General features: G+C 34.2%; 16 protein-coding genes and 1 riboswitch. Of the genes, 7 read left to right on the forward strand and 9 right to left on the reverse strand.

Features of this window, described 5'->3' with window-relative positions:
- The first annotated feature begins 70 nt into the window (after window positions 1-70).
- From CVU84_14320 to CVU84_14335, 4 genes are all read left to right on the forward strand, one after another.
- Window positions 71-358, forward strand: a complete 288-nt coding sequence (locus tag CVU84_14320) for a hypothetical protein (protein ID PKM93753.1) — start codon at window positions 71-73, stop codon at window positions 356-358.
- Between the two features lie 188 nt (window positions 359-546).
- Window positions 547-2,247 carry a molecular chaperone HscC gene (locus tag CVU84_14325; GenBank protein ID PKM93754.1) on the forward strand — a complete coding sequence of 567 codons (1,701 nt, stop codon included), beginning with the start codon at window positions 547-549 and terminating at the stop codon, window positions 2,245-2,247.
- The gene (locus CVU84_14330) at window positions 2,247-3,413 is read left to right on the forward strand and encodes a hypothetical protein (GenBank protein PKM93755.1); all 1,167 of its coding nucleotides are present in this window, start codon (window positions 2,247-2,249) and stop codon (window positions 3,411-3,413) included. Before CVU84_14325 ends, CVU84_14330 begins: the two co-directional genes overlap by 1 nt.
- A 119-nt stretch (window positions 3,414-3,532) precedes the next feature.
- A complete protein-coding gene (locus CVU84_14335; protein PKM93756.1) occupies window positions 3,533-4,252 on the forward strand; it encodes a prevent-host-death protein in 720 nt (239 codons plus the stop codon).
- 634 nt (window positions 4,253-4,886) lie between these two features.
- Here CVU84_14335 and CVU84_14340 read toward each other — a convergent pair.
- The 4 genes from CVU84_14340 to CVU84_14355 form a co-directional block, all read right to left on the reverse strand.
- Window positions 4,887-5,420 carry a hypothetical protein gene (locus CVU84_14340; protein ID PKM93757.1) on the reverse strand — a complete coding sequence of 178 codons (534 nt, stop codon included), beginning with the start codon at window positions 5,418-5,420 and terminating at the stop codon, window positions 4,887-4,889.
- Window positions 5,411-6,010: a molecular chaperone DnaJ gene (locus tag CVU84_14345; GenBank protein ID PKM93758.1), complete on the reverse strand. Its 600-nt coding sequence runs from the start codon at window positions 6,008-6,010 to the stop codon at window positions 5,411-5,413. The genes CVU84_14340 and CVU84_14345 overlap by 10 nt, the downstream gene beginning before the upstream one ends.
- Window positions 6,007-6,849: a hypothetical protein gene (locus tag CVU84_14350; protein ID PKM93759.1), complete on the reverse strand. Its 843-nt coding sequence runs from the start codon at window positions 6,847-6,849 to the stop codon at window positions 6,007-6,009. Before CVU84_14350 ends, CVU84_14345 begins: the two co-directional genes overlap by 4 nt.
- Before the next feature lie 134 nt (window positions 6,850-6,983).
- Window positions 6,984-8,414 (reverse strand): hypothetical protein, encoded by a 1,431-nt coding sequence (locus CVU84_14355; GenBank protein PKM93760.1) that lies wholly within the window; start codon window positions 8,412-8,414, stop codon window positions 6,984-6,986.
- Window positions 8,415-8,766: 352 nt separating this feature from the next.
- On the opposite strand from CVU84_14355, the gene CVU84_14360 reads away from it, so the two are divergent.
- From CVU84_14360 to CVU84_14370, 3 genes are all read left to right on the forward strand, one after another.
- Window positions 8,767-9,423, forward strand: coding sequence for a hypothetical protein (locus CVU84_14360; protein ID PKM93761.1), 657 nt, complete (start codon window positions 8,767-8,769; stop codon window positions 9,421-9,423).
- 11 nt (window positions 9,424-9,434) lie between these two features.
- Window positions 9,435-9,836, forward strand: a complete 402-nt coding sequence (locus CVU84_14365; protein PKM93762.1) for a rhodanese-like domain-containing protein — start codon at window positions 9,435-9,437, stop codon at window positions 9,834-9,836.
- Between the two features lie 97 nt (window positions 9,837-9,933).
- Entirely contained in the window at window positions 9,934-10,608 is a 675-nt protein-coding gene (locus tag CVU84_14370) for a Crp/Fnr family transcriptional regulator (protein ID PKM93763.1), read from the forward strand.
- A gap of 151 nt (window positions 10,609-10,759) precedes the next feature.
- Here the strand turns inward: CVU84_14370 and trxA are convergent, their stop codons facing one another.
- From trxA to CVU84_14395, 5 genes are all read right to left on the reverse strand, one after another.
- On the reverse strand, window positions 10,760-11,071 hold the full coding sequence (gene trxA, locus CVU84_14375) for a thioredoxin (protein ID PKM93764.1): 312 nt from the start codon (window positions 11,069-11,071) through the stop codon (window positions 10,760-10,762).
- A gap of 179 nt (window positions 11,072-11,250) precedes the next feature.
- A complete protein-coding gene (locus tag CVU84_14380; protein PKM93765.1) occupies window positions 11,251-11,565 on the reverse strand; it encodes a nucleotide pyrophosphohydrolase in 315 nt (104 codons plus the stop codon).
- Between the two features lie 67 nt (window positions 11,566-11,632).
- Window positions 11,633-12,340, reverse strand: coding sequence for a prevent-host-death protein (locus CVU84_14385; protein ID PKM93766.1), 708 nt, complete (start codon window positions 12,338-12,340; stop codon window positions 11,633-11,635).
- 188 nt (window positions 12,341-12,528) lie between these two features.
- Window positions 12,529-13,020: a hypothetical protein gene (locus tag CVU84_14390; GenBank protein ID PKM93767.1), complete on the reverse strand. Its 492-nt coding sequence runs from the start codon at window positions 13,018-13,020 to the stop codon at window positions 12,529-12,531.
- Between the two features lie 72 nt (window positions 13,021-13,092).
- Window positions 13,093-13,866, reverse strand: coding sequence for a flagellin (locus CVU84_14395; protein ID PKM93768.1), 774 nt, complete (start codon window positions 13,864-13,866; stop codon window positions 13,093-13,095).
- A 129-nt stretch (window positions 13,867-13,995) separates the two neighbouring features.
- A riboswitch (cyclic di-GMP riboswitch) is annotated at window positions 13,996-14,077 on the reverse strand.
- Window positions 14,078-14,155 lie beyond the last annotated feature (78 nt).

Genomic DNA, 14,155 nt, shown 5'->3' on the forward strand with positions numbered 1-14,155 from the left:
TAATCATTTTATACCGTTTATTAATTATTTAATTTGAATAGTCGATCATTTAAAGGAGTATTGATAACTAATGCTTTCTCGGCTGTCCTGGATTCGATTCTCTACAGACTTTGATTTAAGTCAGACCGTTGAAATCATTTTGCTGACTATGGAAGTGATAGCCTATAAAAAAAATCTTCAGCTAGACTATATTGTCGAACCAGGCTTGAGAATCAATGGTAATAAAGAACAAATCGCTCAGGGCCTTGATTTATCAATTGCAAAAGAAATCGTGGAACAACATGGTGGAAATATATCAGTGGCAGGTAGTATTGGTCAAAGTACGACGTTTAAGGTCAAGCTTACCTGTATTTCTTAGCTAATCACGGCAAATTAAATTTTAGTAACACGCATTTGCTTCAAGCTCCAAAACTTCCTAAGCGATAAATTCTCAGCAATAATTCAATTCTTTAATGCAATTTTGTTTCGTATTATTTCCAATTATGCTAAAATAATAATATGAACTTCGGTATTTAAGTTATAAAACTTTTGTGGGGTAAAAAAAACATGGTAACTATAGGCATTGATCTAGGCACAACAAATAGCCTTGTATCTTATTGGAGTGAAAAGGGTCCAGTAATTATTCCAAATGTACTAGGCTCAAATCTGACACCTTCAGTGGTCAGCATCAATGACCAGAACGAAATACTGGTAGGTGAAGTTGCACAGCAACGGCTCATTACGCATCCTAATTTGACTGCTTCAACTTTCAAAAGATATATGGGAACAAAAAAGAGATACCAATTAGGTAAATATACCTTTTCACCTGAAGAACTCACCTCATTTTTGTTAAGCGTCCTAAAAGCAGATGCAGAAGCTTATTTAAGTCAAGAGGTACATAACGCTGTCATTAGTATTCCTGCTTATTTTAATGATTCGCAAAGAAGGGCTACCAAGCAAGCCGCTGAACTCGCTGGGTTAAAGGTTGAACGATTAATCAGTGAGCCCACAGCTGCTGCAATTTGTTATGGTCTTCACCAGCAAGCCTCGGAGACTAAATTTATGATATTTGACTTAGGTGGTGGAACTTTTGATGTTTCAATTTTAGAATTGTTTGAAGGAGTTATGGAAGTAAGGTCCATTTCAGGTGATAGTTTTCTTGGAGGAGAGGATTTTACCAATTTACTTATTTCAGATTTTGCGGAAGTCAATCAAATTAATCTGCAGACCCTTGATTCGAAAACAAAGGCTGCTCTTTACAAACAAGCTGAACTTTGCAAACGTCAACTTAGCGAAAAGATCTGCGCGATAATAAATCTAACAATAAAAGAAAAACACTTTGAATATGTTATAAACCGCTCTGACTTTGATAAGCTTGCAACTAATCTTATGTTACGAATGCGTCAACCTATGAATCGTGCTCTTAATGATTCGAGTCTTGTACCAGAAGAATTAAATGCTGTTATCCTAATTGGCGGCGCTACTCGTATGCCAATTATTAAATCTATCATAACCAAAATGTTTCATAGATTGCCTTATTCTAATATCAACCCTGATGAGGCTGTAGCTTTAGGTGCAGCCATTCAGATAGCACTAAAAGAAAGAAATGAAGCTTTAAATGAGATTATTCTAACAGATGTTTGCCCATTTACACTCGGTACTTCGGTTGCAAAACAGGTAGGTAACGGAAAAATGATAGGAGGTTGTTTTTTCCCGATCATTGAAAGAAATACAATCATACCTGTTAGTCGTGTTGAGCGACTTACTACTTGTCATGATTATCAAGATATTATCGTAATTGATATATTTCAGGGTGAGAACCATAACGTTGATGAAAATGTTAAACTTGGGAAATTACAAATCTCTGTGCCTGCAGCACCAGCTGGAATGGAATCTGTAGATGTGCGTTACACTTACGATATTAACGGCATTTTAGAAGTTGAATTGACGACAATCAGTACAGGAGAAGTGAAAAGGATAGTTATTGAAAACAGCCCCGGAAACATGTCAAAAAAAGAAATAGATGCAATACTACGAAACTTAAAAGGCTTAAAGATTAACCCTAGAGATAAAACAGAAAATCGATTACTCATTGCAAAGGGTGAAAGATTATTCGAAGAAACTTTAGGAGATAGACGCCGTTATATTGGAGAACTATTAGCAAAGTTTGAGTATACTCTTTCTCTCCAGGATGAAAGAACTATTCAAAAAACTGCAAAGGAACTGAGAGAAGTTTTCGGACAAATTGAAGGGAGCGGTGATTACTAATGGATTGTTGGGATATTCTAGAAATCAAGCCTACTGTTGATCTCTCCTTGATAAAGAAAGCTTATGCCATAAAATTAAAATATCATCATCCCGAAGAAGATCCAAAAGGCTTCCAAGCCGTCAGGGAAGCTTATGTACTTGCTCAAAAGCTTGCAAAAACGTTATCTCTTGAAAACGAAGAAAATACTGCTTCAATTAATGTCCTTGATAAAAATTTATCGCATTTTCCTGACAATTCCCAGCTCCTTAATCAACGCCTTGAAGCTTTCAATCAAAAACTGCAGTCAATATATGATAACTTTTTCATTCGCATTGATGTGAAAAGTTGGGAAAAACTCTTAAATGATGATTTGATGTGGGACATCCATACCCGTACACTAATGAATCAACAAATAATTAATTTTTTAATGGATCATTATCACATTCCAAAATCTGTTTGGTATTTATTAAATTCTACCTTTAATTGGCATAATAATAAAGAACACCTCTATTCCACTTTTCCACAGCATTTTATAAATTATATTTTCTGGCAGCTCAAGCATGTTGAAAAGCTTAGATATTGTTATTTTCAAAATGATCAACAAATAGATTTTGATAAATATTTAGAACATAGAGAAAATGCCTATATTTCCTTACAAGAAAAAGATTTTAAAAACGCAATTTATTACATTGAATGTGCTACTAGAATATACCCAACTGATCCAGATTTACTCTGTATCAAAGCTGAGTACTATTTTCTTAAAAAGAAGAAATTCAAGTCAACTTCCATGTTCAAAACCGCAACAAATATCTATCCTGATGATATTTATATTTATTCCTATCAAGTGCATATGTTACTCAAACATGATAAAACATCTAAAGTTATTAGGATTTTCAGAACTGCCTTTCCCTTAATTATGAAAACCCCTCTTAACCCTAAGGCAAATGATGCACTTCAACAAATCGCAAGCGAATTGAATATTGCTTTAAAAAATGATTCGAATAATTTAAGGTTAAGAAATACCTTAAAGAAAATATACGAGATAGTGGGTGATACTCAAGGCAAAGATGAACTTAAGGTGTCATTTTTTATTTTTATATCCATTTGTTTTCGTTTACTTATGCCAATTTTATTTATTGCACTCACTGCTTTAATCCCGGCAATAATTTTTCTAGTTATACTATAATTAAGCTATAAGCATTCCACCATAATGGTCAATATTTTGATTATTTTTTTAATCAATTTATTGACCACTTTTATTTTCTATGCTATGCTATAGCTATCATTTAAAAGGAGGCTATTAGGATGATTGTGCATTCAACTGATTTAAAAACCAATCTTGGCAAGTATTTAAATCTTGTCGCGACAGAGGATATTGTTATTCTAAAGAGTGGTAAACCCGTTGCCAAAATGATTCCTTGCGATGACTGGAGCAGAGCCTATGTCCTGAGAGAAGGTACTCCTGATTACAATTACGATGGGCAATATATGAGCTATGATGCTTTTATGAAAATGAACGAAAAAAGCGAAGCCCGTTACGAATACATTGATGGCCAAGTCTATTATTTAGCTTCTCCTAATTTCACACATCAACGTATTCTTGGTAATCTATACATTGTTATGTACACATTTTTCAAAGGAAAACCCTGTCAACCTTTCTTATCACCTTTTGATGTCACGCTAAAAAGAAGTGTTAGTTTATTTAATGTTGTTCAACCAGATCTTCTTGTTGTATGCGATCAAGACAATCGCAATGAAAAAGATTATTATTTAGGCACCCCTGCCTTAGTGGTTGAGATTATTTCTCCCGAGACAAGCAAAAAAGATCTAATCAAAAAATTAGACCTTTATATGTCAACTGGCGTTGAAGAGTATTGGGTAATTAATCCTGAAGAAAAGCTCGTCATTATTTATACCTTTTTATATAAAGAAATTACAAGTTTAAGGACTTTCAATCCAGGTATGATGGCATCTTCTGTAAAATTTCCAGACTTAAACTTCGAAATTAATCAACTTTTTGATTAACTTACAACCCATACAAATCTATACAAAGGGGTTCAACCCCATGAACATACTGAATCATTCATAGAGTTGAACCCTTGAATTCTAAACAAGAGATTCATCTTCTGAAGGATTGAGTTCCACCGAACTCAATTCTTTTTAAAACCTTATTCTAACTGACAACTCCCGGTGACAGCGCGGACATTCCACCTTGTGTGTACCAATTATTCGCTTTAATCGAAGGCCAGTCTTACAGTTTGGGCATCTGCGAAAACGATAAGTTTTCATTTCCACTATGCGTCTTTTATTCAATTGCAAAAGTCCTTTCATCCGGTTTAAATATTTTATAAAATGGTCGTTTTCCATTCGCCTTTTGGTTGTGTTTTTTGACATCAACCTAAATAATATATAGACGATAATCAGTACCATAACAAAGTTCATCAGTTCAGACCGTATAAATATATTAATTAAAACAAGTGCACCATAAACTATGAAAAGTACATATGATAGCTTATCAAAACCGTATCGATTATACATCCATCTTGAAATCTTATCTCTTAAGTTCATCTTTACCTTTCCTTTTCATTCAATAGTAACCTACTTTTCAGTACTTTTACTCTATATTCCTTTTCAATAAGTTCATCATACGAATGGGAGCTTAAATGTGTAAATATCCTCGCAATTTTCCCCATATCGTTTTTTGAAAATATCGATAAGCTTGATCATAAATAATGAGTACTAACTGTCCACCGAGCAATAAAACTGCTAAAAATCCTTTACTCATTTTTCCTGGAATAATGAACTCAGGAAAAAACAGAATAATGGGTATATATATGCAATTAAATATGATCAACTTAAGGACCCAAAATATCCTGTTCCTTTTTTTACACCATGTAATCATAGCTAACTTTTCCCAAGTAAATTCAACCACCACCAAATACAAACCCATACCTGAAAATGTAATGCAATAAAACTTATTAGGTGCAAGTATAAAGCTGAGCAACGCACTCCCAATCAAAAAACCAACACCAAGCCGAAGACCACACTCGCGTATGGCAATTCCTACGCAAAAGGAAGCCCCAGCTAAGAGGAACAATGTATTGAATTCCAATATGCCACTCAATACAACCAGCAAAACAGCCCATGCAAGTAAAAGACCTAAAAACGCCATTTTTTTCGCGCCTAGCAACATGAACACAAATCTCCTCCCATACATTCACATAAAGAATCAGCACACCACAAATCACAACATAAGTTACCTGATCCGACACCAGCTCTCCCATTGTTATAGCCTGTATTTTGATATCTCTGACTTCGAAATTGCATTTGATTTAACAAGTTAGTATATTCTCTATTTCCGGGTTCCATAGCAACTGCCTGCTGCGCATGATTATACGCCAAAATATTGTTACCAATCCCATTATTTGCAAGAGCACTACAATAATACCATCTAGCTGTTCTATTAGAAATGCCTAAAAGGACGTTGAGTGCTTCCTGATAACGTCTAGCATTTAAAAAGCTGTATACTGTATTCATTTCTGAGGATTCCTCCCCGGTGCTTCCTGAATAGGAGCCCTGCGTATAACCGCCTTCTGTTTCCTTTATAATCTGCTCATAAGCAGCTTGAACTTCTTTAAATTTTTCTTCTGCTAATTCAGAAAGAGGGTTGTTTACATAGGAATCGGGATGATACTTCTTACTTAATTCTCGATATGCTTTTTTAATTTCATCATTCGTAGCACTTCGCGTCACGCCAAGCACCTTATATGGATCTGCTATCATTCTTTTGTCCCTACCTTTAAGTTGTTTTGTTTTTGTATTAAATCGTACTTTTCCCAAACCCCTACATATAAAATGTTTCGAAGAATTTCTATGTCTATAACGCACGGTAGTTTCTCAAATTCACTTGTACATTCTGCCATCATCATAGTAAGCATTTCCTTACAATCTCTTTCATAAGATGCCCTTTCAAATATTTGAATTAGAGGGTTATAGTTCCCCTTCTTTATATCCATTTGAAGATCTTCATAAGCATCAATAATATAAATAAATTTCCCTAGAAAAAATCCAACTTTTCTTAAAGTCTCTGCCCACATATCCTCACGATATACGAGTAACTCGCCCATAAGCTCGCCAAAACATCCTGCTACATGATCAATATTCGTTTCCCCGTTTTTTTCATATACCTGAAGCTGCCTTAGGCATTTCCCAATAACTTGCTGCTGTCTAGGATATTTCCTGCAAATTTTCTTATAATCTTTTTTTAAAAATTTTGCACCTGCTAATCCTTTTACACTTCTATCATCCTGCCAATCATCCAAAAAATGATGATAAGTCATGGCAATATTCATATCCGCTGCATATTCGGTAATTTCATTACACAACTGATCTTGCTTCTTTATGGGATGCACTGCACACCTACGTTGCTTTTTTACTATATTACTTTCATATAAGGACGTTAACAATACAACAAAGAATGTCATGTCATAGGTCAGTGTCATTTGTCCGATCCGACCGTGTTTATCCTGCAAGGTTCTACATAATCCACAGTAATAAGCTTTATATTTATAGTAATCCTTCATTTTAAGTTCTGGTTTATAAACATTAACATATCCAAACATATTGGCCTCTTTCTTATGTCATTTTATGCTACTAAATATAGCATATACCCCTTGTAACTACAAGGATGAAGTATAATGAAGAAATATTCCCTGGATATTATCGCCTGCATGACACTTACCATGGCACCTCGCAATTATTCTTTTACATCATAAAACCAAAAAATCCGTTCATGTCCTTTGGTCACATGTTTAATCTTTGAAAGCTTACCAAATGGCACTACCCATAAATATCCATTACGATCTAAATAGGGCTCTCCACTTTCTGCTTTTTTCACCTTTGTTGTTTCCCCCCAAACATTTGAATAATAATAAGTATCATAACTGGTAATATCAAGTTCAATATTATATAAATCTCTTAAAATAAAATCTCCATATGTTCGAATATAAACTAAATTATCCTGAACCCCAACAAATTCAACATTGACCTCATCTAATTCTTTGTTATAATCCGTTACCTGGGATCCTTCAACCTTAAACAAAGCAGCATTTGTGTAATATCCTTTATTACTTTGCATATCATGGTTTGACCTTTGATAAATCCAAGTGGCATTTTCTACGACATAGGTTTCTACATAAGGTTCAATATTTTCATACCTTGATGTAACAAGACCGTCTTGTAGGATAAACATTTCGTAAGCTCTAGGCGTATAGGGTGCCGCCACTTCAAGCCCATAATAAATTTCAAAAAACATAAAGGTTATATGCTCATTAATGACCAATTGTCTAAGCTTATATATATATTCATTCCCGTAGATCTTCCTTTCCTCTAGCTCTTTTTTTATATTGGTAAGATCATATATTTGATAATCTTTCCAATGGATTTCGTTACCTCTTTCAGTTAGTTGATCCTGAGGTATCTCTCTAATACCTTCATAGCGATTGGTGTTTTGTTTTTCATAAATAACCTCAAGCATTTCTTGTTGCGCATCGGTTAAAGGTATTAAAGGGCCATCTAAACTTCTCTTGGTATAATAAGTATTCCCACCCGAATTTAAATAAAAATATTCTTTGTCGTCGTAAACGATTTGATCGAATAGCTTTGGCATATATGAAATAATCTCAAGCCCTTTCTTTTGGTCAAAAAACAGGGTGAGTTTAAACTGATTATGTACATAGTCCCAACTCATAGGAAAGTATGTAATATCTCTGAAATTGAGCATTGGATAAGGCTGCTTCGATTGATCAATTTTTACATCATTCACATAAATATCATAGGTTGGTAAACTGGCTTTATAGGTGCTCGTTAAGCTGTTATTGCTGCCAGTGGTTTGTTTAACTTCTTCTTCTGCATGAACGCTATTAATCCTAAGTTCCTTTCCCCACTTCAAGTCTACGCCTAAAGCTCTCGCATAATCGCTTGTTAACGGGAAATAAGTAACGTCTTTGTAAACAATCAATGGGTATTTTGCATTGGTATTGTCAATGATTACATTGTTGAGCTTCACATCAAAGGACGGAATCTTCACGTTAACCTTTTGGTTGGCGCCATTGCTGACGTTCACACCCTGAAACGATAATACAAACACAAGAATTGTTACCAATAAATATTTCATTCTCTTTTTCATTCTACTCTCCTCCATTTTAGGGTGCCTGACACCACACAATTCACGTACAATTCATTTCGCTTTCTCAATTCAAATTAGATTATCATTATTTCTAAGAATTTCTTAATTTCTCCAGCGAATTTGATGTGATTAAAAGCACGTCATGCTGATTTAATCATATTGCAAGCTTGAACTTTAATCAAGTGAATTTTAATTAGGCGGATAATTATATAATCAATATGTTTGGGCACATAAGGCCGCAATATGATTGTAGTTCTTTCCAAATAGCTGCTAATGTGACTTTGTCACAGAATATCTCTTCTACTTTTGTTACACTACCTATAAACCAAAACTGATAGAGAGGAATTCACATATGTCAAAAGCATTCATTATTGGTAACGGTCTTGGCGCAAACCTGCGTAATCATAAATATCTCTTTCTAATATCACTGCTTTACTTTATACTAGGTTTTATCAACATTCATTTTGCTTTATTAGGTTTTTTTTGTATGATCATACCTTTCATTTTATTATTTAAAACCAAGAAGAAAACTTGGTGCCAAGGTTACTGCCCTAGGGCAAGCTTGTATACGGCTTGTGGTCGTGTCAATGTTACAAAACCTCCGCATTCGCTACGGTTTCGTAACCGAATGCAAGCTTCAAAGTATTCATCACGTAAAACCCCTCAATCCTTTATTCATGGTAACGTGAAGTGGCTAATTTTATCCTATTTTGGAATCAATTTATTTTTTCTTACAATGACTACCTTAAGAGTTGGTAATGGGATAATGCCACCAATGGCATATATAAGATTTTTGTTGTTTTTTCAGATTCCAGTTGAGATGCCTCAACTTATTGAATTGAATCATTTAGCACCCTGGATTACACATTTAGCATATCGATTTTATTCCATGATGATGACTACCACGGTGATTGGACTGATTCTGGCATTTATTTACAAACCTAGAACTTGGTGCACCATTTGTCCCATTGCTACCGTTTCAGATGTTATAATAAAAAAGCAACTATAAAGGAGATTACGATGAATAAAAAAAACATACTTATTCTATTAATGGTAATTGCTATAACCTCATTTACTGGATGTACTTCAAAAGATGATTCGACTATTTCTGAGTACAAAAAAATCACAGCAGCAGAAGCAAAAGAAATGATGGATCAAAACGAAAATATTCTGATCTTAGATGTAAGAACTGAGGAAGAATTCAATTCAGGACATATTGAAGGAGCTATACTCCTTCCTGATTATGAAATAGCTGATCAGGCTGAAGTTGTTCTAAACGACAAAGCTGCCACTATCTTAGTATATTGTCGTAGTGGCCAAAGAAGTGCTGGCGCTGTTAAGACTCTAAATAAACTTGGATATACGAATATAATTGATTTCGGCGGCATCAATGATTGGACTTATGAGATCGTTTCCGAGTAACTATATATTTAAACCTCATCATAAAGTAATACTTTCGGGTATTGCTTTATTTTTATTTTTATTTTGATATAATAAAATAAGAATAGGAGGTTTTCGTATGCTAGAAAATAAAGAATTAACATTCATCAAATCCCATTTCAACTTTTGGGAGAATCTAAATACGACTGAGCAAAATATAATTGTGAACAATACGATGAAAATAAAATACAGAAAAGGTCATAACCTTCACAGTGCTGTGAGCGAATGCCTTGGCGTACTTCTTCTTTTAAGTGGTGGATTACGTGTCTACATATTATCAGAAGACGGTCGAGAAGTGACTTTATACCGCTTAGATTCTGGCGATACTTGTGTACTTTCGGCCTCCTGTATTCTCAATAACATTACTTTCGATGTACACATCGATGCAGAAACAGATACTGAGGTTTACCTTTTAAACATTGGTGCTTTTAGCAAACTAGCTCAAAATAATGTTTATGTGGAGAATTTCGCACTTAAAAATACTGTAGAGAGATTTTCGGATGTGATGTGGGCATTAGAACAAATTCTATTTATGAGCTTTGATAAAAGACTCGCCATTTTCCTTTTAGATGAAATGTCCAAATCCAACGGGAATGAAATTAACCTTACACAAGAACAAATTGCAAAATATATAGGAAGTGCTCGAGAGGTTGTTTCTCGTATGCTTAAAGTCTTTCAAGCCCAGGGAATTCTTGAACAATCAAGAGGCTTCATACACGTTATTGATAAAGAAAAATTGAAAAAGCTTCTATAACACCAGAAAATCGGCAACGCCGAGTTAAAATCCTCGATATACTTCTGCCGCTTTCCAATTGCATATACAGAACTTTCCTAGTAAATCAAAAAGACCTTGCACGATACATAAATTGTAACTTGCAAGGTCTCTGGTATGTGTAGATTTTCATTTATTGAATCATAGATAAAATCTGTTGTTTTTGTTTAGCACCTACTACGCTTTGTACGACTTTCCCACCCTTAACCACTACGAGTGTTGGTATACTCATTACCTTAAAGGCTTGCGCAAGTTCTTGTTCTTCATCAACGTTAATTTTACCTACTTTGAATTTGTCTTTTGTTTCTCCTGCAATTTCATCAATAATTGGTCCAACCATTCTACAGGGACCACACCAAGTTGCCCAAAAATCTAATAATACTGGTTTATCTGATTTCATTACTTCCGATTCAAAATTTTCCTTAGTGATTTTTAATGTGCTCATAATTCATATCTCCTTTTATATATTGGTTAATAGGTATTCACTCACTGTTACTATACTTACATTATATCAATATATAAATTATTATCTGTGATTACGTCACATATAAAACCCACCAAATTCAATTTCTAAACTCGGAGGGTTATTCATTACAATCTAAATAAAGTGCTATTTTCTTCTAGTTATAGCTGTGTATATTTCATACTTGTCCCCTTGGCTTTGTCCACTGGGTATTTTTCTCTATTCTTTTCAATCTTTTTAAGGGTCGCTTCCCTTAAGTCAATTCCTACACAATCAGCCATTAACAAGCAATATAAAAACACATCGGCTAATTCATCTCCTACATTATCAAGGTCATAGTCATTATTCCATTGAAAATTCTCTAAGAGCTCGGCTGCTTCTAGATTTATGCTGATTGCCAACTTTTCAGGCGTATGAAATTGTTTCCAATTTCTTTCATCTCTGAATTTAAGTATGCTTTGTAGTATTTCGTCCATACTATTCTCCTTTATACATTTTTACATATCCTTTAATTTTAAAATGTTATGGTGAATCACTTCATGTCTACCAAGTGACTTTTAGATCTGGGAAAAGATAGGACTCAATGCCTTCCTCTTTTTTCATACTCCTATGAAAAATAATCTCGTAATCCTTAAAACCATATACCATTGCAGATGCTTTCATCGGATTGACGACCCAATATTCTTTTACTCCTGCTAGCATATAAACCTGTAACTTGCCAACCATATCCTTTGTAACGGAACTTTGTGATAAAACCTCTACTACAAGACTCGGAATACCCATATAGCTGTCTTTTTCGTCGGTGCCTGTCTCCATATCACATATAATCCCCAAATCTGGTTGTACGACATTTTTCTTCTTATCGACTACGAGTGTAATATCAAAAGGGGATACGAAAGGCTGACATTTCTTTCCAACAAAATGGTTAAATAATTGGCCGTACAACTGTCCCGTTATCATCTGATGTGTAACTTTGGGCGACGCCAACAGATATACATGCCCATCGATAAGCTCATAACGCTGCTCACTAGCCGCCGTCAATTTCAAAAATTCTTCATAACTGACCTTTCTGTCTTTAGGCTCATAATGGACTGCTTGTTCCTTAATTAAATCATCTGGGTCAAGGGGTTCTTCAAATTTGGTCACCTTTGCAATGATTCTACCATTTTTTTTAATCATGATATCTTCGTAATCTAAGAGCTTAAGCATCTTACCAAAACTATTTTTTATTTCAGTTGCGTTTAAAATCATATCCTCCACTCCTTTTTAAATAGCTATTATTTATATCGACTATTTTAGTTTACGCCTATTAGCTATTATTGTCAATAAATATGAATTCCTTTTCCTAAATTAATCAATAAAAAAAAGGACTAAATTAGTCCTATTTATCTTGCTACCAAACACTAACATACTTTTTCTTAAGTCTAATCAGATAGTTTCTATTCTTCAGTCTCTTCTTCATCTTCACAATCGCTACAGCCGTCACAGCCACATGAACAAGGGTCCAAAAGGTCTTTTGCTGTGATTAGTATACAAAATTCACGATTTAAAGTATCATCTTCCTCAAATTCTTCTAATACTTCTTTAGCTTCTTCCATTATTTCTGCTAAAAGTTCTGTTTCTGTAGTTTCCATTAACTTTTTATATTGTTCACTTACCATCATTTCAAATTCTTCGTATACGGACTCAAATGAATCTAATACCTCAATTTCTATGTCCAACTCATCCTCAGATGAGCTCAATAATAAAGATATCTCATTTGTTACAAATTCAGACATAGATACTTTTTCTACTATATCATCACACACTGCTAAAAAATCACATAACAGTTCGTTGAATTCCCTTACAAACTCTAATCTTGTTTCATTACCATCTTTTCCAAAACCTGTAAACCCTTCTAAGCTATTATCATTCTTTAAATTATCTGTCATTTTTTCCTCCACACATTTCTTTGTTTTAAATCATAGTAACATATTTTGACAAGCTTTGATACCTTGTTTATATTAAATTATTAAATCTGTATACATTCCTAACTTATTTGCATTGATTCTAGAGGACTCTCGCTGCATTGCAATTGAATATTGTTCAAGCACTTTATTTTTCTTGTAACTAGAAACCTCAGCTGCAATATCTGCGTCTTTTATTTGACTCATTGCACGTGTTTCGTTAATGATTTTGTTTTTTGTATTGTTTAAGGCATGTTCAAAAGTATTGCTCACTGAACCAATTTTCGATCTCGATTCTGTAACCTTGCCAATGGCATTATCAATATCAGCAATATCAAAGCTCTTGGTAACATCAAATTCTTTGATTCCCAAAGTCTCTAAACTACTGTTTTCAATAGATATCCTTGAACCAGATCCACTAGTATTCATAGCTACGTTTTTATTTGTAAATGAACCATCTAAAACCTTCATTGTATTAAATTCTGTATTGTTGACTGTGCTTGAAATTCCTTTTTTTAGACCTTCAATCTCATTTTGAATGATCTGCTTGTCATCGTTAGTCAAAATCCCATTACTCGCTTGCACTGACAATTCTCTGATTCTTGAAAGAGAGTCATTGATGCTTTCTAAGGAGCCTTCTGCTGTATTCAACAGGTTACCCATATCAGAAATATTGTTTACATTTTGGTTCGAGCCACTAATTTGGGCATTCATTTTTTCACTGATTGCTAGCCCTGCAGCATCGTCAGCAGCTCTATTAATTCTTTGTCCAGCAGAAAGTTTCATCATGGATTTTGCCATTTCACTATTTGCCATACTTTGAATCGTCATATTTCCACCACCTTATCTATTCACAAACAATTATCTATGATTCCTACAACGTAATCGTAGGATGTGCTGTTCTCTAGCAACGACAAAGCACGTACATACTAAAAAATGAGAACAAAAAAATTCCTTCATTCGGGGGACTGGCTGCCATCCTTGTAGGTAAGGCCCTCTAGTTTTGCGTCCCAATTTTTCAACTGGTTTGCCATTATCGTGTCAGAATTATTACTTTATAGGTATATACTACCATATTTTTTATAAAAACTCAACCTAATAATTACTTGAATTACTGCTA

Source organism: Firmicutes bacterium HGW-Firmicutes-1, assembly GCA_002841625.1.
Lineage (GTDB): Bacteria > Bacillota > Clostridia > Lachnospirales > Vallitaleaceae > HGW-1.